Origin of the sequence: Spiribacter salinus M19-40, assembly GCF_000319575.2 — a bacterium.
In the GTDB taxonomy this organism is placed as follows: domain Bacteria; phylum Pseudomonadota; class Gammaproteobacteria; order Nitrococcales; family Nitrococcaceae; genus Spiribacter; species Spiribacter salinus.
In genome coordinates, this window is record NC_021291.1 from 1,130,301 (window position 1) to 1,150,919 (window position 20,619).

The window sequence follows — 20,619 nt, forward strand, 5'->3', positions numbered from 1 at the left end:
TGGCAGTAGGCGCAATATCATGCACCGCAACATGCTCGGGCAGATACCCGTGTAACCTAAAAGTCGGTGCACCGGCCGTTGCTCTCCCAATCACCGTACCGAGTGGGCTCGGGGCCTTTCTTGCCGCCGACCTCTTTCGGCCAGGTCCGGGCATCTTGCCAATCCACCTGAGTTGGCGCTTCCGGGTCTTCCCGCGAGCGCTCCGGCTGAGTCTGATTTTCGTCACTCATGGCCATCCTCCGGGTACATGGATCATTGCTGAAATGTCATTATCACATATCGACCATCGCACAATCATTCAATCGGGAGTCTTTCATGTCGGGCGTCTGGGATGACCTCCTCACGGATCACACCGTCACCGATGCACCGCTCGCCGACCCGGAGACGCTCGCCACCGCAGCGAAGGACAGCGGGGTCGTCGCCCCGCTTCCCAGCCTTGCCGCGCTGCATGTGGCTGGCGCAGATGCGCGCGATTTTCTGCACAGCCAACTAACCCAGTCGATCACCGATCTTGCTGACGACGAGACGCGCCTGGCCGCCTGGTGCAACGCCAAGGGGCGAGCCCGGGCCATCGTACGTGTCGTGCCTTCCGACACCGGTCTGGTGCTGCTCGGTCATGCTGAAACACTGCACCAAATTCGACCAAAACTGCAGATGTTCGTTCTGCGGGCACAGGTTGCGCTGACAGACCTGTCCGAATCAGAGGCCCTTCTGGGGGTGGCTGGCCCGACCGCAGAGACGCTGCTGAGCGAGGCGGTCGGGACGCTGCCGCGGGTGGCTGGTGGGCTGATTCGCGCCGGCGATTTGCACGTGATCGCGGTGCCCGCTGCCGAGGGACTGCGCTACATGCTCCTGGCGCCGGCCGGGCAGATGCAGGCGCTGTGGGTTCGTTACACCGAGGCGCTGACGCAGGGCGATGAGCGGTTCTGGCAGTGGATGGATATTCAGGCCGGCGTGCCTGACATCACACCGGCGACGCAAGAAGCGTTCGTGCCCACCATGCTGAATCTCGAGCCCCTTGGTGGAATCAGCTATGAAAAGGGCTGTTATCCCGGCCAAGAGGTCGTCGCACGAATGCACTACCTTGGCAGCCTGAAGCGTCGTCTATACCGGGCCGCTCTACCGGCGGATCCACCGGCGCCTGGCACCCCGATCACTCGGGCGGACGGCAGTGAGGCCGGTACCGTAGTGAGCGCCGCCCAAGCACCAGCGGGCGGCAGCGAACTGCTCGCCGTCCTGCGGATCGAGGCGGCCAGCGACGCGGCACTCGCCGTCGACGACTGGCCGCTCGCCCTGCTCGAGTTGCCCTACGCCCCGCCGGCCTGACTGTTGCGCGGACGCATCGCCGGGAACAGCAGCACATCCCGGATCGACGCGCTGTCGGTCAACAGCATGACCAGCCGGTCGATTCCGATCCCCTCACCCACGGCGGGCGGCATGCCGTACTCGAGCGCCTGTACGTAGTCCTCGTCGTAGTGCATTGCCTCGTCATCACCCGCCGCCTTTTCGTCGGCCTGGCGGCGAAAGCGCCGCGCCTGGTCTTCCGCATCGTTGAGCTCGGAGAACCCATTGGCGATTTCCCGGCCAGCGATGATCAGCTCGAAGCGCTCCGTGACGGACGGGTCATCGTCTTTCGGGCGGGCCAGCGGCGAGACCTCGACCGGGTAATCCACCACAAACGTCGGCTGGCGAAACGCGGCCTCAGCGGTTTTCTCGAAGATCTCCAGCAGCAGCTTACCGGCCCCCCAGTGCGCTTGAGGGCTGATTCCGAGGCCTTCTGCGTAATGCGCGAGGGCCTCGCGATCATCCAGCTGACCGGTCAAGGCAGGATTCTGGGCGAGCACGGCATCGGCCACACTGATGCGGGCAAAAGCCGGCGCCAGGTCAATCGTCTCACCCTGCCAGGTTAGCTGCTCACCCCCGCAAACTTCGCGCGCGAGTCCGCGCAACAAGGCCTCGGTCAGGTCCATGGCGTTGGTGTAATCGGCATACGCCTCGTAGAACTCAAGCATCGTGAATTCGGGATTGTGCCGAGTCGAAACGCCCTCGTTGCGGAAGTTGCGATTAATCTCGTAAACCCGCTCGAAGCCACCGACCACCAGCCGCTTCAGATACAGCTCCGGGGCCACCCGCAGATACAAATCAAGCTCCAGGGCGTTGTGGTGGGTCACAAACGGGCGCGCCGCCGCACCCCCTGGAATGGGCTGCATCATCGGGGTTTCCACCTCAAGAAAGCCCCGCTCGTGGAACACATCCCGGATGAAACGCACGATGCGACTGCGGGTATTAAAAATCCGCCGCGCCTCTGGATTGGTCATCAGATCCAGATACCGCTGCCGGTAACGCGCCTCCGTGTCGCCCAAACCATGATATTTGTCGGGCAACGGCCGCAGAGATTTGGTCAACAGCCGCAGGGTGTGACAGTGCACCGACAGCTCGCCGGTTTGCGTGCGCATCAGCGTGCCCGCCGCGCCGACGATATCCCCCACGTCCCAGCTCTTGAACGCCTGATAGACCCCTTCGGGCAAATCATCCCGGCGAATGAAGAGCTGAATGTCACCGCTCATGTCGCGAATCGTGGCAAAGCTCGCCTTGCCCATAACCCGCTTGAGGACCATGCGACCGGCCACGGCCGCCTCAACACCAGCGGTCTGGAGCGCGTCGGCATCGTCGTTGGCATGATGGGCTTGAAGATCACCAGCCAGATCCTTGCGCGCGAAATCGTTGGGAAATGCCGTGCCGGTCTCGCGCCAATCGGCAAGCTTGCGCCGACGCTCGGCAATCAGTCGATGTTCGTCATTTTCTTCGGCCATGGCAGCGTTATCCCTCGTTTTAATTCTGCGACCGGCGCCGATTAAAGGCCGGCTTTGAGACTGGCTTCGATAAAGCCATCGAGATCGCCATCCAGCACGGCCTGGGTGTTGCCAACCTCCACCCCCGTGCGTAGATCCTTGATCCGACTTTGATCGAGTACGTAGGAGCGGATCTGGCTGCCCCAGCCAATATCCGCCTTTGACTCCTCAACCTCCGCAGCCTGGGCACGCTGCGCTTCCATCTCCCGCTCCCAGAGTTTGGCGCGCAGCTGGTTCATGGCGGTGGCCCGATTCTTGTGCTGCGACCGATCGTTCTGGCACTGAACGACAATACCGGTCGGCTGGTGGGTGATGCGCACAGCGGACTCCGTGCGGTTGACGTGCTGGCCACCGGCACCGCTGGCCCGATAGACATCGACACGAAGATCCGACGGATCCACATCAATCTCGATATCCTCATCCAGCTCCGGGCTGACATAGACCGACGCAAACGAGGTATGACGCCGGTTACCCGAGTCGAATGGCGACTTGCGAACCAGGCGATGAACGCCGGTTTCCGTGCGCAGCCAGCCGAACGCGTGATCGCCCTCCACGCGAATCGTGGCGCTCTTGATGCCGGCCTGTTCACCCTCCGAGACCTCGATGAGCTCGCTGGTAAACCCACGCCGCTCGATCCAGCGCAGATACATGCGCAACAGCATCTCCGCCCAGTCCTGCGCCTCCGTGCCGCCCGAACCGGCCTGAATGTCGACAAAGGCATTCGCCGAATCCATCTCGCCCGAGAACATGCGGCGAAACTCGAGGCCCTCGATGGTGCGCTCGTAGCCCGCCAGGTCATCGACCACCGACTCAAGGGTGTCGTCGTCGCCCTCTTCTCGCGCCATGGCGAACAGTTCTTCGGCGTCCTGCAGGCCATTAATGAGCGTCTGCATCCGGGTCACGAGCTTCTCTAGCTTGGCCCGCTCGCGGTTCAGCGTCTGGGCGCGCTCCGGGTCGTTCCAGACATCAGGCTGTTCAAGCTCCCGAGTAACCTCTTCAAAGCGCTCCTGCTGCTCAGCGAGGTCAAAGGTACCCCCTCAGGGACTCGGTCCGTCCCTTCAGGTCATCAATGCGGGTCGCAATCGGGTTGGTATCCAGACCGTTACTCCTTTTTTGCTCGTCGTTGCCTAGCGCACATCTTCCCATGCCAGCGCCAGGCGCTTTTCCGAGACGCGCTCACGGGTTCCGAGCTCCTGTGCAAACAGCGAGATCCGATACTCTTCAATCAGCCATCGGACCTGCTCCAGCGCTGGGTCACGGATAGCGCGGCGGGCATGCCGTTCACGCGTTTCATCCAGCCGCTGCTGATGGGGCTGAATCACCGCTAACCCGGCCTGGTCCCGACTCGGATCGCGCTGAAGCCGCTCGACTCGCCGTCGCAACCCTTCAAGGTAGCGCGGCAGGTCCGCAAGCCGCTCAGGCGGCGTCTCAAGCAGGAAACCGGGGTAAATCAAGCCATCGAGCTGATGACGAATATCCTGGTAGCTGTCAATCAGCCCCAGCGAGACATTGCCTTTCAGCGCCCGGCGGACCTGCTCCTGGCGCGAGAGGATATCAGAGACGCGATCCCGCAGTTGCTCACCCGCCTCAATCAGGCCCTCGCGACCCGCTTCGCAACAGGTCAGCCAACCGGCCCGGTCGCGGGGCACGCCCTGCTGCAGAAAGACCTGGTCAAAAACCGCGGCCGTCAGATCGCGTCTAAGACCGTCCGGGCCATCCACATCCCGATAAAGCAACGCCATGCGATCCAGCCCCTCGAGGCCACGCCGCAGCTGTCGGGCCTGCTGGGCAAAGCGCTTCATGAGCAATTGACGCACACCGGCCCGATGGATCGTTTCGGCCCGTTCAGGACTGTCGAGTAGTCGCAAAGCCAGGCCCTCCGATTCGACCTGCAGTGCGGGATACCCCTGCAAGGTGATGCCGCCCTGATCGAACGCGACCTGATCGGGCAGATCACCAAAGTCCCAATCCGTGATCCCGGTGCGCTCGAAACCCGGCTCGGTACGTGCTGCAAACTGCGCCGTCGCGCGCCCGGCCAGATCCCGCTGAAGCGCCGGCAGGTCGCGGCCGCTCGCGATCGTCTGCCCTTCCTCATCCAGCACAATAAAATGCATGCTCAGATGCGCCGGCAGGCTCACCGCCTCCCAGATATCCCCCGGCAGATCAATGCCGGTCATCCGCCGGAGCTCGCCGCGCACCGCTGACTCAAGCGACCCCTCACGATCTGGCAGGGCCTCAAGCACGGCCTGGGCAAAATCAGGGACCGGCACGAAATGCCGTCTCAAGGACTTCGGTAAGGCCCGGATCAAGGTAATGACCTTTTCCTCTAACAGGCCCGGGACAAGCCATTCGAACGGCTCCGGATCGAGGGCATTCAGCGCAGCAATCGGAATGCAGACGCTGACGCCGTCATCGCTGGCCGTCGGCTCGAAGTGATATCGCAGCGGCAGTTGCACGCCACTGATGGCCAGATGATCGGGATAGGCGACCCCGGTACTCTCCACCCCGCGCGCCATGAGCTGCTCACGAGACAGGCGCAGCGATCGGTCATCCCCGCCCGCGTCTAACCAGCGCTGCAGACTGGGACCGTCGACGACTTCCGCCGGCAGCGCCTCATCGTAGAAGGCATACAGCGCATCCAGGTCCGCAACGACATCGCGGCGACGGGTCTTGGCCTCCAGTGTCTCCAGCTCGGCGACAAGCGCCTGGTTGGCGCTCAGGAACTCGGGGGGCTGCGGCGGCGGTTCGCCCAGGAGCCCGTCTCGAATAAAGACCTCGCGCGCCTCAGCGGGCGCAACCTGGGCGTAGTCGATCTTGCGCCCACTCACAATCGGCAGGCCGTAGAGCGTGAGCTCTTCACGACCCATGACTTTGCCCTTATCCGCTTGCCACCACGGGCTGTGGACCCGGCGCTTGAGCAGGTGGCGGGCCAGTGGCTCAATCCACTCAGGCCGCACCTCAGCGACCGTGCGCGCGAACACGCGCCGCGTCTCGACAAGCTCCGCAGCCACAATCCAGCGCGGGCGCTTTTTGACGACTCCGGACCCGGGATGAATGGCGAGTTTCAGATCCCGCGCGCCGCGGTACTCACTACCGTCTTCCCGGCGGGCGATGTTGGACAGAAAACCGGTTAACAGGGCGCGATGGATCGCCACCGCCTTGGCGGGCTCAGCGTTCTCGGCAAGGCCCATGCCCCGCACCAGGCCATGCAGTTGACCATGGACATCGGCCCATTCGCGCATGCGCACATGGGAAAGGAAATGGGTGTGGCACCAGGCCTGGAGCTTACGCCGGCTCAAATGCTGCGCCTGCTCTCGATAATCGCGCCACAGACGCAAGAGCCCCGCAAAGTCAGACTGGCGATCCTGCCAGGTCGACTGGGCGGCATCTGCCGCCTCACGGCTGTCCATTGGGCGTTCGCGCGGGTCCTGAATCGACAGCGCTGCGGCCAGGACCAGCATCTCAGTAAGCGCCCCTTCCCGATTCCCGGCCAGCAGAATGCGGGCAAGGCGCGGGTCAATCGGCAGCCGCGCCAACTGCCGCCCGAGCCGCGAGAGGTTCTGCCGACGGTCAAGCGCACCCAGCTCGTCAAGCAGCTTGAGCCCGTCGCGGACGTAACGTGGATCCGGCGGCTCAACAAACGGGAACTGCTCGATGGCGCCCAGGCGCAGATGTTTCATCTGCAGAATCACTGAGGCCAGGTTCGTGCGAAGAATCTCCGGGTCAGTGAACCGCGGCCTTGCCTCGTAGTCGTCTTGCTCGTAGAGCCGGATACAGACGCCGGGGCCTTCTCGGCCACAGCGTCCCGCTCGCTGATCGGCACTGGACTGAGCAATGGGCTCCACGGGCAGGCGCTGGACCTTGGTCCGATAGCTGTAGCGGCTGATTCGCGCCAGGCCACTGTCAACCACATAGCGAATACCGGGTACGGTCAGTGACGTCTCCGCGACATTGGTCGCCAACACAATGCGCCGTCCCGCATGGGGCGCGAACACCCGCTGCTGTTCGGCCGCGGACAGACGCCCGAACAAGGGCAGCACCTCAGTCCAGGCGCTGTGGTGTTTACGCAGCGCCTCCGCGCACTGACGAATTTCACGCTCACCCGGCAGGAAGACCAGCACGTCACCACGGCCTTCGCGGGCGAGCTCATCCACGGCATCCAGCACGCCCTGGCGTAAGCTGCGTTCGCGCTCGTCCTCGCTCTGAGCCGCCAACGGGCGATAGCGGGTCTCGACGGGGTAGGTCCGGCCTGAAACCTCGATCACGGGGGCATCGTCGAAGTGGTGGGCAAATCGCTGGGGGTCGATCGTGGCGGAGGTAATGATCACGCGCAGCTCGGGACGCCGCGGCAGTAAACGCTTCAGGTATCCGAGCAGGAAGTCGATATTCAGACTTCGCTCATGGGCCTCGTCGATAATAATGGTGTCGTAATCGGCAAGATCGGCATCACTCTGCGTTTCGGCAAGCAGCATACCGTCCGTTAATAGCTTAACCCGGGTACCAGGGCTTGTTCGGTCGCTGAAGCGCACTCGGTAGCCCACCCCTTCGCCAACGCGGGTATCGCATTCCTCGGCGACCCGCGTTGCGAGACTCCGTGCCGCTATCCGTCGTGGCTGCGTATGCGCGATTGCCCCGTCGACGCCGCGACCAAGCTCAAGCATCAATTTGGGCAGTTGAGTGCTCTTGCCTGACCCCGTCTCGCCGCAGATCACCACGACCGGGTGCTGCCGGACCGCCTCCGCAATCTCTTCTGCGTGCTCAAGGACCGGGAGATCCTGGCCAAACCCCGGATTGAGTGAAGTGGCCTGCCGAGCCGCTTTGGCCTGCTCCCGCTGCTCAGCCGGCTTGCGCCGCCGGTCAGTCACCCCGGGCGCGATGGGTTCGATAGTTGCGCGGTTCGAACTGCAATGACTCGACCTGCCAAGCTGCCCTGGCGCAGGTCAGGATCATGCAGCCTGGGCCACCGTAAGTCCTTGTCCGGCCTGCCGCACCGGGATTGAGCAACCAGGGCTGTGCCGTTTGCTCGAGCAACTGTCGATGGCTATGGCCGTACACAACCGCCCGATAATCCGCGTAATGGCGACGATAGCGCCGGTGGCGCTGCGCGACCGTGCCCCCGTCATCACCGTGGACGACTTTCAGCCGCCCGCCCGGCAAATCAACGCTGGCCTCCGCCGGCAGCGTCGCCAGCATGTCACTCTCCGCTTCTGGCCAATGACGGTGGTCATCGTTGTTCCCGCGGATGGCGATCACCTCCTCAGTCGGATGAAGCGCAAACAGGACATCGGCACCACCGACATCACCCACATGCACCGCAACGTCGCACCGCGCCACTGCCTCGGCAACCCGGGCGTCGAGAAACCCATGGGTATCAGCCAGCAGCGCCACCCGTAGGGTGCGCTCAGTCATACCGACTCCAGGGCACTGGCAATGGACGAACTCAGGGCTTCGTAGTCTCTCACCACCGGGAAATGCGGAAAATCCGTCACCACCTGGTCGGGGGCATTAAACAAAATCCCGTGGTCGGCCGCTGCCAGCATGGCCGTGTCGTTGTAGGAGTCTCCCGCTGCAACCGTGCGGAATCGCAACTGGCGAAATGCCTCGACAGCCGCGCGCTTGTGATCACCCATCCGCAACTGATAACCCGTAATCCGACCGTCGCCTTGCGTTTGCAGGGTATGGCAGAACAGCGTTGGCCAGGCGAGCTGGCGCATAAGCGGCCGTGCGAACTCATAGAAGGTATCCGAGAGGATCACCACCTGGTAATGGCTTCGCAGGTTGGCGAGAAAAGACGCCGCCCCTGGCAATGGCGCCATTCCGGCGATCACCGCTTCAATGTCCGGCAGCCCGAGCCCCTGGCGCTCAAGCTCGGCAAGACGCATGCGCATCAGCTCGTCGTAATCGGCGATGTCGCGCGTGGTCGCCCGCAGGGCCTCGATGCCCGTGCGCTCAGCGAAATCGATCCAGATCTCCGGAACGAGTACGCCCTCTAGGTCAAGACAGATGATATTCACGTGATAGGTACTCGGTTGCAGCGTGGCGGACACTAAGGGTTTTCCGGCGGGGCTGCAAGCGCGACGGCGTTGCTGTCATGAAGGCTTCACGGGGTTGAACCAACGTGACAATGACCCCATCTAATGGCATGTTGATACAGGTTTAATGAATACGACTGGAGGGCTTTCAATGGCTCAGGATTTCCGCACCGCAACGGTTGGCCAGGGCTCGGCAGCTGGCTCGGTTCTCTCGACCAACAAGGTTTTGCGCAACACCTATGCGCTGCTGGCCATGACGCTGTTGTTCAGCGCCTCCATGGCGGGTGTCGCCATGGCAACCAATGCCCCGCCCATGCACTGGCTACTCGTCCTCGGGGGCTATTTCGGGCTGCTGTTTTTAACGACCTCACTGCGCAACAGCATCTGGGGCCTTGCGAGCGTCTTTGCGCTCACCGGCTTTATGGGCTTCACACTCGGGCCCATCGTCAGTCTGTATCTCTCAGCCTTCAGCAACGGCGCTGAGCTGGTCATGATGGCGCTGGGCGGCACGGGCGTTACCTTCCTGGGGCTGTCGGCTTATGCCCTGACCAGCCAGCGCGATTTCAGCTTCATGCGCGGATTCATTTTCGCCGGTGTCCTGGTGGCCTTTGCCGGCGCGATCATTGCCATCATCTTTTCGGTGCCGGCACTCTCGCTTGCGGTCAGCGCAGCCTTTGTCGTGCTGATGAGTGCGCTGATTCTCTACCAGACGAGCGAGATCATTCACGGCGGTGAGACCAACTACATCATGGCCACCATTACGCTGTACGTGACGATCTACAACCTGTTCCTGAGCCTGTTGCAGCTGCTCGCGGCCTTCGCTGGCGAGCGGTAACGGTTATTCGTTAACCGTAAACCGGACCGGCACCGTTATCCTCAGACGCCCCCCGGCCAACGCAGAGGCCGGGGGGGCCGGAACGGGGTTCGCACGAGATACCATCTCGTGAACCGCTTCATTCAATAAGTCATGCCGACTAGGCGACGCCAGGCGGTGATCCAGAATGCGGCCCGCTGCATCGATATCCAGCGCCAGTCGAACGTCGCCCTCCAGCGCCCGCAACAGGGCGCGCCGGGGATAACGGCGATACTGCGCAAGATGCGCCTGTAACTCGGCTTTCCAATCCGCTTCTTCTGCTTTTCCGCTTACCCCTTCCCCAGCCGACGGCTCCAGCGGGGTTGGCGCTGGCTGCTCCGTCAATTCGGGCTCGGGCTCGGGTTCTGCTTCCGGTTCAGGCGTCGACTGCGCCGGAGCCGGCGCTTCTGACGGCAACTCGGGCAACGGTGAACGGGGCTCGACAACCGATGAGTCGGTGGTGGTGGTTGTGGCCAGCGCCGAATGCTGAGCAGGCGCAACAACGGAAAGGCGGGCAGGTTCGCCCCCCGCCGGCGCTGTTTGATCCGGTGATGCATTCTGAAGCATTGCCCACCCGCCAAGCGCTGCGATATGCACGCCCAGGGAAAGAGCCAAGGGGAATCGCATCGGGTGACGAAAGCCGATCAACTACTCCTCCCGTTCAGGCAAATGCAGGTGGACGGGGCCCAGCCCGGCATCCTCCAAGCGCCGAACCAGACCCATCACCGTGTTCGCCTCCACGGCGCCATCGGCGGTAATTAGAACGCCCCCCATCGCATCCTCGCCTTCGAGCCGCTTGATTAGGGCGTTCTCAGACAGTCGCTTGCCGCCCCAGGCGAGCGAACCAGCCGAGGAAACGGCAACTCTGGCGGGTTCCTCGAAGTCGGCCGACTCGCCCTCGCCTCGCACAGGATCGAGCGCGAACGGCGGCGGTGTAATGAGCGCCGAGCTCATCATCAGGAAAATCAGGACCAGGAAAACGACGTTGATTAACGCCAGAAGCGGATCACCCTGGGTCCGCCGTCCTGTGGCGCTGAGATTGGCCAGCAACCCGCGCCTGATCATTCCACGGGTTCCATGAGCTGGATCTCGTCTACACCGGCGGCCTCCAGACGTTCGATGGCATCCATCAGGGCCTGCAGGCCAACGCCCTCGCCAGCCTGCAGGGTCAACGCCGGCGGCTGCCCCTCAGCTGCAGGCGGGAGCGCCTCCCATTTCGCCGCAATGCTCGCCGCCGTTTCCGTCTCGGCGCGTGGCGATCCGGCTGTCGCCGCCGCATCGACGGGCACGAGGCCTCGAGACGTGACCTGATAAGCCAGCGCGTCCTCCACGCTATCGCCAGTGCTTGCGCCACCAGGTATCAGCAAACGGGTCTCCGGTCGCTGCAGATTCGCTGCCAGCATAAAAAACACCAGCAGGATAAAGACCACATCGATCAATGGCGTGAGCGCAACGATCGCCCTGCGATGGCGAGATCCAACGGCTGCCTCCACGCTCATGGCTGTGGCGCCGCGGTGGGCTTCGCAACATCGGGCACCAACAGCTCACTAATGAGTCCGTCCAGGACCTGGGCAAAGCGTAAGCTGCGCTGATCCAGCAGGTTAAACGCAATGACGCTGGGTACCGCGACGGCAAGGCCAAGGGCGGTGGTGGACAAGGCGGCCCAGATACCGCCGGAGAGCATCGCGGGATCGACGGGACCGGCTGCGGCCTCAAGCGCCTGAAACGCCTCGATCATGCCCAGCACGGTACCAAACAGCCCCAGCAGTGGCGCCAGATGCCCAATCATCTCAAGCGTGCGCAGACCATCGCGTTGCTCCATGAGCACAACCGTCCCCTGTCGCTCGAATGCCTCGCGGATCGCCACGGCATCCCGCTCAGCGGCCAGCCCCTCGACAGCGCCTGCCAATAGTTGCGCAACCGGGCCCCGGTGACGGCTCAGTCGATTGACTGCCGGGTCGTAGTGCCCCGCCTGGGCCAGCGCCAAGGCCTCGCGCATCGCCCCGGAGACCCGCAATGGCGCAGACCGCAATTGCCATACTTTGGCCAGGACGATAGCCAGCGCGACAACCGACAGTATCAGCAGGAGGGCAATGACCGGCGCGGCAACTCCCAGCGCGTTCCAATTATTTACAAATGGCATTGATAAGGCCGAAAATAGAGCAAAATGTAATTAAGGAATTCCATGAAACTCAGCCAGCTTCGCTACATCGCTGAGGTCAATCGCCGCGGTCTGAACGTTTCAGCGGCGGCCGAGGCGCTGTATACCTCTCAACCCGGTGTCAGCAAGCAAATTCGCCTGCTGGAGGAAGAGCTCGGCGTACAGATCTTCGAGCGAAGCGGCAAACACTTTACCCAGCTTACCCCAGCGGGCAAAGAGATCATGCAGGTCGCTGAGCGTGTGCTGGCGGAGACCCGGAACATCGGGGCCATTGCCGAGGAGTATGGCGACGAGCAGACCGGCAGTCTCAGTATCGCCACCACCCACACGCAGGCCCGCCATGCACTCCCCCCAGCCGTCAGTCGATTTCGCGATGCCTATCCGGGGGTCAGCCTACATTTCCATCAGGGCACGCCGCTTCAGATCGCCGAAATGGTCATGGACGGTAACGTCGACTTTGCGATCGCCACCGAGGCGCTCGAGCTCTACGAGGACTTGGCGATCCTGCCCTGCTATCGCTGGAACCGCAGCATCATCGTCCCTGAGGGTCATCCGCTATGCACGGTCAAACCCCTGACGCTCGAGGCGGTGGCCGAACACCCGCTGGTGACTTACGTGTTCGGCTTTACGGGCCGCTCCCGATTAGATGATGCCTTTGCGCACCGTGGCCTTGCACCGGATGTCGTCTTCACCGCCACCGACTCTGAGGTCATCAAGACCTACGTCCAACTGGGTCTGGGGGTGGGGATCATGGCCAGCATGGCCTTCGATCCGGATCGCGATACGGGTCTCGTTGCCCTTGATGCGGGGCACCTGTTCGCGCCGAGTGTCACCAGCATCGCCTTCCGCCGGGGTGCGTACCTGCGCGGGTACATGCTGGCGTTTATCGAGACCTTCGCGGCCCACCTCACCCCGGACACCGTCGAGCAGGGGCGAGAGGCCCGCACACCGGCGGCCCGGGAAGCCCTCTACGAGCGCCTGGGCCCTGCCCTGGACCGGGCCGGGCCATAGGCGGACAATAGACATATTCCCCCTTTCCCGTAACAGGTTAAGCCCATGGATCCGGAACTGCTGGGCATCCGCCGCCACCTCAGCGATTTTCCGCCCTTCGATGGCTTATCCGATGAGCATCTCGACGCGATTACCGAGCAGATCGAGGTGTCGTATTACCGGGCTGGCAGCCACATCCTCGCGGCTGGCGATTCGATTGACGCGCTGTACTACGTGCGTAGCGGCGCTGTGGAGATCTACCGGCGAAGCGGCGATCTTTACGACCGACTCAGCGAGGGCGGCATCTTTGGCCAATACGGCCTGCTGCGCGGGCGACGGACTCAATACCCCGCGATCGCCCTGGAAGACACGCTGCTTTATCTGATCCCGGCGGACCTGTTTGATCAACTCTGCGAGGAAGACACAGACTTCGCCGATTTCGTGGAGCTCGGACGCACGCGCCCCGAGGCCTCCCAGCCAGTCTCCCAACGCAGTCAGGACATGCTCACAACGCGTGTGCGCCGACTGGTCGCGCGGCCACCCCTGATCGCGGAGGCCACCGAGACGGCCCAGGCCGTGGCCCAGCGCATTGCGGGTGAACCACTCGCCGCCGTGCTGGTGGTAGAGGCCGAGGGTGATGATCCCCGCTACACCTATGCCGACACCGACGGTGCGCTTTGGCAGGTTCGCGGCATCCTGACCGATGCGGACTTCCGGAGTCGGGTCGTGGCCGAAGGCCGAGACAGCCAAACCCCGGTCGGCGAAATCGTTACTGACCACCTGGTCGCCGTGCAGTCAGATGAAACGGTCCAGGAAGCCATGCTCATCATGCTGCGCCACAATATCCATCATCTGGCCGTCATCCACCGCCGCCGGCCGATCGGCGTCATCCGCCTAGAGGATGTCGTGCGCTACGAGACCCAAAGTAGCTTGTATCTGATGGACAGTATTTTCAGCCAGGACAGCGTGCGCGGCCTGGCAACGCTGCTGCCGGACGTGCGTGCATCGGCGGTGCGCATGATTCGCGAAGGCGCTGACTCGAAGACCATGAGCACCGCGCTATCGGCCGTCGGGCGAAGCTTCACACGCCGACTGATCGAACTCGCCGAGGCAGACCTGGGGCCACCACCAGTGCCGTATGCCTTTATGGCGATGGGCTCCATGGCGCGCAACGAGCAGACCCTGGTCACGGACCAGGATAACGCGCTGGTGCTCGACGACCGCTTTGATCCATCAGCACACGATGAATATTTCCTCGCCCTCGCCCAACGCGTCAGCGATGGGCTGGATGCCTGCGGTTACGCCCACTGCAAAGGCGACATCATGGCGACAAACCCGCAGTGGCGTCAGCCGCTCGGCGTCTGGAAACAGACCTTCCAGAGCTGGATCGAGGCGCCGAATCCCGAGCGTCTGCTGCATTCCAATATTTTCTTTGATCTGGATAACGTCTATGGCGAGGAGCGGTTGGTTGAGCAGCTCCAGGAGCGCGTGGCCACGCAAGCGGGTAAAAGCCCGGCCTTCCTTGCGGCGATGGCCCGCAATGCATTGAATCGGACGCCGCCCATTGGGTTTTTTCGGGATTTCGTGATGGAAAAGGATGGCCGGCACAACAACTCAATTAACGTCAAACGCCGAGGCACTGCGCCACTGACCGACCTAATTCGCATCCACGCCCTGGCATGCGGCTCCCGGGCACAGAACTCATTCGAGCGTCTCAATGACATCGCCGAGACCCAGCTGCTTGGCCCCGGCGTGCCCGAGAATCTGCGCTTTGCCCTTGAAGTCCTCAGCTTCACCCGACTCGAGCACCAGGCGATCGACATCGAGCAGGAACGCGAGCCGGATAATAATATCGAGCCGGAGAACGTACCCGATAAGCAGCGTGCCGAGCTTAAGGAGGCTTTCCGTGCCCTCAGCCACGCACAAAAATTCCTGCGCTTCCGCTACCCGATGCCAACCGCTCGCCGCAGCACAAGCCGACGCGCCGGATGAGGGCCGGCGGCGGTGACTGGCCGTCGTGGATGCGGGGACAAGCGCAGCGCGCGCATCAACCCCAACTCCAGGCGTTTTATCAAACATTCAGCCTGACGGCTGAGCAGCCGATCAGCGAGACACCCCTCGTCGCGCTGGACCTGGAAACGAGCGGGCTTGACCCCGCCCGCAGCGCGATCCTCAGCATCGGCCTGATCCCGTTTGATCTGCAGCGCATTCACCTGGGTGAGCGACGCGCCTGGGTGCTACGTCCGCCATCCGGGTTTTCCGGGGAGAGCATTCCGTATCACCACATCACGCATTCCGACACCCAAGAGGCGCCGGATTTTGCCGATGTGCTTCCCGAGCTGCTGGATTGCCTCGCCGGTCACTTGGCGGTGGTGCATTACCACCCGATCGAGCGAGCATTTCTGGGGCGCGCCGTTCAGCAGCGCTTCAAGGAGCCGCTGCGCTTTCCGCTTATCGACACCATGGATCTGGAAGCCCGACGCTATCGTCGCGGCTGGCGAACCCGCATGCGAGCGATCTTTGGCCAGACCCCCGTTTCAATCCGGCTGGGAGACAGCCGGTCGCGCTACCACTTGCCGCTCTACGAGGGCCATCAAGCCGCGCTGGACGCGCTAGCCACCGCCGAGTTACTGCAGGCGCAGATCCAGCACCACTACAGTCCCTCGACGGCCATTGGCCAGCTCTGGATTTGACCCGCTACGCCCCTCGAGGCTCGTCCATGAGACCCCGGACAATCGAGTAGCAAGCAAACAGCAGCAGGATCGTGAACGGAAAGCCGGCAGAGACCGCCATCGCCTGCAGGGCGGTCAGACCGCCGCCAAGCAGCAGCGCAATGGCAATGGCGCCTTCGATGATGGCCCAGAACATCCGCTGAGGCTTCGGCGCATCCACCTTGCCACCCGCGGTAATCGCATCAATCACCAGCGAACCCGAGTCCGACGAGGTCACGAAGAACACGATGACCAGGAAAATCGCGATGGTCGAGGTGATCAGGCCCAACGGCAGATTGCCCAGCATCTCGAAAAGCTGCAGATCACCACTGGCCGACGCGACGTTCTCCATGCCGAGATTCACGACCTGGTGGATGCCCGTACCGCCGAGTGACGTCATCCAGAGCACGGAAATGACCGTGGGAATAATCAGCACCGCGATCAGGAACTCACGGACTGTGCGCCCCCGACTGACCCGGGCGATGAACATGCCCACAAACGGTGACCACGAAATCCACCATGCCCAGTAGAACGCAGTCCAGCCCTGGCTGAAGTTGGCGTCTTCGCGACCGAACGGATTGCTGAGCGCCGGCAGGTTTTTGAGATAAGCCAGCATGTACTCGAAAAAACCCGTCGCAATCAGCAGCGTTGGCCCCGCAATAATGACAAAGGCCAGTAACAGCCCGGCCATGGCCATATTGATCTGAGAGAGGCGCTGGACCCCTTTATCCACGCCCAGCATCACGGAGCCGAGCGCGATGACGGTGATCCCCATGATGAGTAGCACCATGGTGAGCTCGTTATTGGGCACACCAAAAAGGTGCGAAAGCCCGGTCGTCGCCTGCTTCGCACCCAGCCCAAGCGATGTCGCAAGCCCGAACAGCGTGGCAAAGACCGCCAGAATATCGATGGCGTGACCCGGCCAGCCCCATACCCGCTCACCCAGGATGGGATAGAAAACCGAGCGCATGGTCAGCGGCAGACCCTTGTTAAAAGAGAACAGCGCCAGCGCCAGGGCCACCACGGCGTAAATCGCCCACGGGTGAATACCCCAGTGGAAGATCGTGGCGGCCATTCCGAGCGTGACGGCGGCCTGCTCGTCACCTGCCGCGGCCCCTAGCGGAGCCCAGTCGGTCCGCACACCGCCCTCAGCAGCGGTCCCGCCCAGGGCGGTTCCGTAATGGCTTAGTGGCTCGGAAACACCGAAATACATCAGCCCAATGCCCATACCGGCGGCAAACAGCATGGCAAACCAGCCGGCATAGCTGAAATCGGGTGTGGCGTGCTGTCCACCCAGGCGGACCTTGGCGAGTGGCGTAAAAATCAGGCCAACGGTGAGGACCAGAAACACGTTGGCGCCGCTCAAAAAGACCCAGCTGAGATTACTGGTCAGCCAGGCCCGCATACCCTCAAAAACCGGCTCGACCTGGTTTTGCAGGGCGAGCGTCAGAATCACGAAGAGGAGGATGACCAGAGACGAGACGGTAAAGACCTTGCCATGCAGATCGACATCCATCCCGAGCGGACTGGCGGCGACGTTGTCCTGACCGATGACATAGTCGGTATCAATGAGATTGGCCGGTCCCTCCGGCGCGGGAACCCCCACGGATTCGTTCGTTTCGTTAGAGTTTTCGCTGCTCACGGTGTTTCTCCCTGGTTCATTGGGCAAGCCCGTGCCCTTTAGGCCGGGCGCACAAGAAAGACGGATACGTCCGTATGGCTGGCCACCTTCCCGCCGTGCGCAGGCACGACCGCATCGAGATGGCGCGGCAAATGCGTGGCCATCAGCACCAGATCGGCACCCTCCGTGCGAATGGCTTCAATGATGTGGTCTTCCAGATCAGCGACCGGATCGGGTGAGCTGATACACCGGGCCGAGGTCGGCTGGCCGTGCACTTTGCCCTGTTCTGCCGCGAAGTCTCGCAGCTTCTGCTCGTACTCCTCGGGACTGCGGGCCACGGTGCCGGGTGTGGTCGCCGTCACCCCCAGGTAGCAAACTTCGGCGCCATGGTGCCGCGCCAAATCGGCACACACAGTCAATGAACGCTGCAGTGCCTCAAGGTGGGCAAGGTCCACCGGGACCAGGATCTTCTTGAACATGCGCATAACTCCTTGCGTTGACAAGCGTCGACTGGACAGGAGAAGCGGTGATCGGGAACGGGATGGAAAACGGTGAGCTCAGTGTTTGTAACCGCAATGACCGTGCGTAAATCAGCCGACTTCATTGCCAAATTGTTGTGACAGTACAACGGCAGGCTGAGGTACAAGACCCGCTCGGTCAACCCGGGGTTGGGTCATTCGTAATTCGAGCGACCAGCAAAGGCATGGGACAGCGTGCCGCTGTCCACGTACTCGAGATCACCCCCCAGCGGCACGCCATGGGCGATGCGCGAGACACGGATATCGGCGCCCCGTGCCATTTCCGCAACGTACTGCGCGGTTGCCTCACCTTCGACCGTGGGATTGGTCGCCAGTATGATTTCACGCACCTCGCCCCGGTTGAAGCGGGCCTCAAGCACCTCGAGGCCAAGCTCCGCTGGGCCAATCCCGTCCAGCGGCGACAGGCGGCCTTTGAGCACGAAGTACCGGCCCCGATAGTCCGTGGCATCTTCCAGCGCCTGGATGTCGGCCGGATTTTCCACGATGCACAACACCCCAGCATCTCGCCGATCGCTGGCACATAGGCCACAGACGGCCGTCTCACTGAGCGTACGGCATTGTTCACACTCGCCGACGCCTTCAACCGCCGCATCAAGGGCACGGGCTAGCTGCTGCGCCCCACCCCGATCACGCTGCAACAACGCGTAGGTCATCCGCTGCGCAGATTTGGGCCCCACGCCGGGCAGGCAGCGAAACGCTTCGATGAGTTCGCGAACGAGCGGCGATTGCACCATGAATCAGAACGGCATCTTCATGCCCGCAGGCAGATTCATGCCCTCGGTGACATTGGACATTCGCTCCTGGGTCACCTGCTCGAGCTTCTGGACGGCGTCATTGCAGGCCGCCGCCACCAGATCTTCAACCATCTCGCGGTCGTCATAGACACTCTCGTCAATCGTGACGCGCCGCACCTCATGACGGCCGGTCATCACGACACTGACCATGCCGCCACCGGCCTGACCGGTCACTTCCATTTCAGCGAGTTCGGCCTGCGCTTTCTGCATCTCTTCCTGCATGCGCTGGGCCTGTTTCATCATGTTGCCGATTCCACCTTTCATGTCTCTCTCCTAATCCCGTGGCCTGATGGAGTCACTCATCACTTCGGCACCGAAGGTTTCCCGAAGTGCCGCAATATTTGGATCGGTTTCAATGGCCTCACGCGCGGCGGCCTGGCGTTCTGCCTCAGTTCGCTCCGCGGCCGCGGCCGGCGTCTCGCTTTGCACTGCACCGGTACGAACTTCAACGCTCAGCGGCCGGCCAAAATGTGTGGAGAGGGCTTCAGCGAGGCGTGTCTTAACGGTTTCGTTTAGCAGATGGCTGTGGCCAGCGTCCATGCGCAGGGTCACCCGACCCCTCTCCTCGCCAGCCCAGTCACAATGATCCGCCAGCGCACGCGCCATGCCACTCAGGGGAAGACTCGCCACCAGCGCATGCCAGTCAACCGCGCCCGCCGTAGACGGCGACGTGGGCTCAGGCTCAGGCTCAGGCTCAGGCTCAGGCTCAGGCCCAAGCTCTGGCTCGGCTCGAGGTGCGGGTGCGGGCGTGCGCTCCGGCGCCGCCCTGGGCGCTGCATCTGTGGCGGACGGCACGACGTCGGGTTGAAAGGCCAGCATTCGCAACAGGGTCATTTCAAAGCCCGTGCGCGGATCCGGGGCCAGCGGCAGATCGCGGCGGCCTATCAGCGCGATCTGATAGAGCAGCTGCACGCCAGGGGCGTCAAACTGCTGCACGATTGTTCTTAACCGTTCATCCGCGAGCCCTTCGCCATCAAGGACATCTGGCACCGTCTGCGCAAGGGTGAGCTGATGGAGCATCACCAGGAGCTCGGCCAGCGCCTCATCAAAATCCGGCGAGGTCTCGGCAAGGCGCTCGATCGCCGCAAGCAGCGCCACGCCGTCGCCAGCAGCCAGGCAATCCAGCAGGTCGCACAGATGCTCCTGAGGCAACGTCCCCAGCATCTCCCGAACCTCGGCGTCAGCCAGTGCGCCGCCACCAAAGGCCAGCGCCTGATCGGTCAGGCTCAGCGCATCGCGCATGCTGCCATCCGCTGCGGTCGCGAGCCGTTGCAGAGCGGCCGGCTCCACGTTGATCCCCTCAGCCTCGGCAATTCGCTCGAGCTGACCGGTGATCATCTGCGGCAACAGCGGCTTGAGATTGAACTGAAGGCAGCGCGAAAGCACTGTCACCGGCAGTTTCTGCGGGTCGGTGGTCGCCAGCAGAAATTTGACATGCGCCGGCGGTTCTTCAAGCGTTTTCAGCAGCGCATTGAAACTGTGCGCCGAGAGCATGTGGACCTCGTCAATGAGGTAGATCTTGAAGCGACCGCGACTTGGGGCGTATTGAACATTATCGAGCAGGTCGCGCGTGTCCTCGACCTTGGTTCGGGAGGCGGCGTCTACCTCAATCAAATCAACGAAGCGGCCTTCATCGATCTCAAGGCAGGCGGAGCACGTGCCACAAGGGACATCCGTGACGCCGTTGGCCTCGCAGTTCAGGCACTTCGCCAGAATCCGCGCCACGGTGGTCTTGCCAACACCACGCGTGCCCGTGAACAGATACGCATGGTGCAGGCGGCCATTGGCGAGGCCATTGCCAAGCGCACGCAGCACATGGCTCTGGCCGACCATTTCCGCGAAACTGCGCGGCCGCCATTTGCGGGCAAGCACCTGATACGTCATGTTCTGGAGTATATCATCGGGCAGGGGACGAGGCGGTAAGGGAAAAGGCGGGGCGCCAGCCACACCCCGGCGCCCGAGTCCACCGCTACCGCTGCTCCCTTCCGGGCCTGACGGGGTTTGCGGTTTATCGTCGCGAGGGGACCAGCGCCACCGCATCGACGATGCTAGCAGTTTGCAGGCAG

General features: G+C 62.7%; 20 protein-coding genes and 1 other RNA gene. 5 read left to right on the forward strand and 16 right to left on the reverse strand.

All coding sequences use genetic code 11. The annotated features are described in order from the left end of the window. Positions 1-56 precede the first annotated feature (56 nt). Positions 57-230: a DUF1674 domain-containing protein gene (locus tag SPISAL_RS08840; protein ID WP_016353512.1), complete on the reverse strand. Its 174-nt coding sequence runs from the start codon at positions 228-230 to the stop codon at positions 57-59. Positions 231-315: 85 nt separating this feature from the next. On the opposite strand from SPISAL_RS08840, the gene ygfZ reads away from it, so the two are divergent. After that, positions 316-1,326 carry a CAF17-like 4Fe-4S cluster assembly/insertion protein YgfZ gene (gene ygfZ, locus SPISAL_RS05645; protein WP_016353513.1) on the forward strand — a complete coding sequence of 337 codons (1,011 nt, stop codon included), beginning with the start codon at positions 316-318 and terminating at the stop codon, positions 1,324-1,326. On the opposite strand, the gene lysS is transcribed toward ygfZ, so the two are convergent. The 5 genes from lysS to thrH all read right to left on the reverse strand — a co-directional run bounded on the left by lysS (position 1,308) and on the right by thrH (position 8,899). Next, positions 1,308-2,813: a lysine--tRNA ligase gene (gene lysS / locus SPISAL_RS05650; protein ID WP_016353514.1), complete on the reverse strand. Its 1,506-nt coding sequence runs from the start codon at positions 2,811-2,813 to the stop codon at positions 1,308-1,310. The two genes, ygfZ and lysS, sit on opposite strands and share 19 nt — an antisense overlap. 41 nt (positions 2,814-2,854) lie before the next feature. Next, positions 2,855-3,998, reverse strand: a protein-coding gene (gene prfB, locus SPISAL_RS05655) for a peptide chain release factor 2 (protein ID WP_144060390.1) whose coding sequence is annotated in 2 segments (ribosomal slippage) — positions 2,855-3,877 and positions 3,879-3,998 — 1,143 coding nt in all. Because the reading frame shifts where the segments join, the coding sequence is not laid out codon by codon here. Then, positions 3,980-7,717 carry an ATP-dependent RNA helicase HrpA gene (gene hrpA / locus SPISAL_RS05660; protein ID WP_016353516.1) on the reverse strand — a complete coding sequence of 1,246 codons (3,738 nt, stop codon included), beginning with the start codon at positions 7,715-7,717 and terminating at the stop codon, positions 3,980-3,982. Before hrpA ends, prfB begins: the two co-directional genes overlap by 19 nt. Continuing rightward, positions 7,710-8,261, reverse strand: a complete 552-nt coding sequence (locus SPISAL_RS05665) for a metallophosphoesterase family protein (protein WP_016353517.1) — start codon at positions 8,259-8,261, stop codon at positions 7,710-7,712. Before SPISAL_RS05665 ends, hrpA begins: the two co-directional genes overlap by 8 nt. Next, complete coding sequence (thrH, locus tag SPISAL_RS05670; protein WP_016353518.1) at positions 8,258-8,899, reverse strand: bifunctional phosphoserine phosphatase/homoserine phosphotransferase ThrH; 642 nt, start codon at positions 8,897-8,899, stop codon at positions 8,258-8,260. The genes SPISAL_RS05665 and thrH overlap by 4 nt, the downstream gene beginning before the upstream one ends. Before the next feature lie 136 nt (positions 8,900-9,035). Here thrH and SPISAL_RS05675 point away from each other — a divergent pair, with 136 nt between their 5' ends. Beyond that, positions 9,036-9,719 carry a Bax inhibitor-1/YccA family protein gene (locus tag SPISAL_RS05675; protein ID WP_016353519.1) on the forward strand — a complete coding sequence of 228 codons (684 nt, stop codon included), beginning with the start codon at positions 9,036-9,038 and terminating at the stop codon, positions 9,717-9,719. A gap of 3 nt (positions 9,720-9,722) precedes the next feature. Here SPISAL_RS05675 and SPISAL_RS08690 read toward each other — a convergent pair whose 3' ends face one another. The 4 genes from SPISAL_RS08690 to SPISAL_RS05695 form a co-directional block, all read right to left on the reverse strand. Further along, entirely contained in the window at positions 9,723-10,304 is a 582-nt protein-coding gene (locus SPISAL_RS08690) for an energy transducer TonB (RefSeq protein ID WP_144060392.1), read from the reverse strand. Positions 10,305-10,385: 81 nt separating this feature from the next. Further along, positions 10,386-10,802: an ExbD/TolR family protein gene (locus tag SPISAL_RS05685; RefSeq protein ID WP_016353521.1), complete on the reverse strand. Its 417-nt coding sequence runs from the start codon at positions 10,800-10,802 to the stop codon at positions 10,386-10,388. Further along, positions 10,799-11,236 (reverse strand): ExbD/TolR family protein, encoded by a 438-nt coding sequence (locus SPISAL_RS05690; RefSeq protein ID WP_016353522.1) that lies wholly within the window; start codon positions 11,234-11,236, stop codon positions 10,799-10,801. Before SPISAL_RS05690 ends, SPISAL_RS05685 begins: the two co-directional genes overlap by 4 nt. Beyond that, a complete protein-coding gene (locus SPISAL_RS05695; protein WP_016353523.1) occupies positions 11,233-11,880 on the reverse strand; it encodes a MotA/TolQ/ExbB proton channel family protein in 648 nt (215 codons plus the stop codon). The genes SPISAL_RS05690 and SPISAL_RS05695 overlap by 4 nt, the downstream gene beginning before the upstream one ends. A gap of 42 nt (positions 11,881-11,922) precedes the next feature. Between SPISAL_RS05695 and cysB the strand changes: the two genes are divergently transcribed. From cysB to SPISAL_RS05710, 3 genes are read left to right on the forward strand one after another with little or no spacing between them, the layout of a single operon-like run. After that, positions 11,923-12,909, forward strand: a complete 987-nt coding sequence (gene cysB / locus SPISAL_RS05700) for an HTH-type transcriptional regulator CysB (RefSeq protein ID WP_016353524.1) — start codon at positions 11,923-11,925, stop codon at positions 12,907-12,909. 45 nt (positions 12,910-12,954) lie between these two features. Continuing rightward, complete coding sequence (locus SPISAL_RS05705) at positions 12,955-14,880, forward strand: DUF294 nucleotidyltransferase-like domain-containing protein (protein ID WP_016353525.1); 1,926 nt, start codon at positions 12,955-12,957, stop codon at positions 14,878-14,880. After that, a complete protein-coding gene (locus SPISAL_RS05710; RefSeq protein WP_016353526.1) occupies positions 14,877-15,581 on the forward strand; it encodes a 3'-5' exonuclease in 705 nt (234 codons plus the stop codon). The genes SPISAL_RS05705 and SPISAL_RS05710 overlap by 4 nt, the downstream gene beginning before the upstream one ends. 4 nt (positions 15,582-15,585) lie before the next feature. On the opposite strand, the gene SPISAL_RS05715 is transcribed toward SPISAL_RS05710, so the two are convergent. The 6 genes from SPISAL_RS05715 to ffs all read right to left on the reverse strand — a co-directional run bounded on the left by SPISAL_RS05715 (position 15,586) and on the right by ffs (position 20,584). Then, on the reverse strand, positions 15,586-17,241 hold the full coding sequence (locus SPISAL_RS05715) for a BCCT family transporter (protein ID WP_016353527.1): 1,656 nt from the start codon (positions 17,239-17,241) through the stop codon (positions 15,586-15,588). Between the two features lie 38 nt (positions 17,242-17,279). Continuing rightward, complete coding sequence (locus SPISAL_RS05720; RefSeq protein ID WP_016353528.1) at positions 17,280-17,699, reverse strand: universal stress protein; 420 nt, start codon at positions 17,697-17,699, stop codon at positions 17,280-17,282. A 194-nt stretch (positions 17,700-17,893) separates the two neighbouring features. After that, positions 17,894-18,493, reverse strand: coding sequence for a recombination mediator RecR (gene recR, locus SPISAL_RS05725; protein ID WP_016353529.1), 600 nt, complete (start codon positions 18,491-18,493; stop codon positions 17,894-17,896). Positions 18,494-18,496: 3 nt separating this feature from the next. Further along, entirely contained in the window at positions 18,497-18,817 is a 321-nt protein-coding gene (locus tag SPISAL_RS08900; protein ID WP_016353530.1) for a YbaB/EbfC family nucleoid-associated protein, read from the reverse strand. Between the two features lie 9 nt (positions 18,818-18,826). After that, a complete protein-coding gene (gene dnaX / locus SPISAL_RS05735; protein ID WP_016353531.1) occupies positions 18,827-20,437 on the reverse strand; it encodes a DNA polymerase III subunit gamma/tau in 1,611 nt (536 codons plus the stop codon). A 50-nt stretch (positions 20,438-20,487) separates the two neighbouring features. Further along, positions 20,488-20,584, reverse strand: an RNA gene (gene ffs, locus SPISAL_RS08845) — signal recognition particle sRNA small type. Positions 20,585-20,619 lie beyond the last annotated feature (35 nt).

Bases quoted from the DNA above. Each gene is read 5' to 3' on its own strand.
- SPISAL_RS05720 (WP_016353528.1), bottom strand. From the start codon at position 17,699: ATGTTCAAGAAGATCCTGGTCCCGGTGGACCTTGCCCACCTTGAGGCA.
- SPISAL_RS05710 (WP_016353526.1), top strand. From the start codon at position 14,877: ATGAGGGCCGGCGGCGGTGACTGGCCGTCGTGGATGCGGGGACAAGCG.
- SPISAL_RS05695 (WP_016353523.1), bottom strand. From the start codon at position 11,880: ATGCCATTTGTAAATAATTGGAACGCGCTGGGAGTTGCCGCGCCGGTC.
- lysS (WP_016353514.1), bottom strand. From the start codon at position 2,813: ATGGCCGAAGAAAATGACGAACATCGACTGATTGCCGAGCGTCGGCGC.
- SPISAL_RS05675 (WP_016353519.1), top strand. From the start codon at position 9,036: ATGGCTCAGGATTTCCGCACCGCAACGGTTGGCCAGGGCTCGGCAGCT.
- SPISAL_RS05705 (WP_016353525.1), top strand. From the start codon at position 12,955: ATGGATCCGGAACTGCTGGGCATCCGCCGCCACCTCAGCGATTTTCCG.
- SPISAL_RS05665 (WP_016353517.1), bottom strand. From the start codon at position 8,261: ATGACTGAGCGCACCCTACGGGTGGCGCTGCTGGCTGATACCCATGGG.
- SPISAL_RS08690 (WP_144060392.1), bottom strand. From the start codon at position 10,304: ATGCTTCAGAATGCATCACCGGATCAAACAGCGCCGGCGGGGGGCGAA.
- SPISAL_RS05685 (WP_016353521.1), bottom strand. From the start codon at position 10,802: ATGATCAGGCGCGGGTTGCTGGCCAATCTCAGCGCCACAGGACGGCGG.
- SPISAL_RS08840 (WP_016353512.1), bottom strand. From the start codon at position 230: ATGAGTGACGAAAATCAGACTCAGCCGGAGCGCTCGCGGGAAGACCCG.
- recR (WP_016353529.1), bottom strand. From the start codon at position 18,493: ATGGTGCAATCGCCGCTCGTTCGCGAACTCATCGAAGCGTTTCGCTGC.
- cysB (WP_016353524.1), top strand. From the start codon at position 11,923: ATGAAACTCAGCCAGCTTCGCTACATCGCTGAGGTCAATCGCCGCGGT.
- ygfZ (WP_016353513.1), top strand. From the start codon at position 316: ATGTCGGGCGTCTGGGATGACCTCCTCACGGATCACACCGTCACCGAT.
- dnaX (WP_016353531.1), bottom strand. From the start codon at position 20,437: ATGACGTATCAGGTGCTTGCCCGCAAATGGCGGCCGCGCAGTTTCGCG.
- SPISAL_RS05690 (WP_016353522.1), bottom strand. From the start codon at position 11,236: ATGAGCGTGGAGGCAGCCGTTGGATCTCGCCATCGCAGGGCGATCGTT.
- SPISAL_RS08900 (WP_016353530.1), bottom strand. From the start codon at position 18,817: ATGAAAGGTGGAATCGGCAACATGATGAAACAGGCCCAGCGCATGCAG.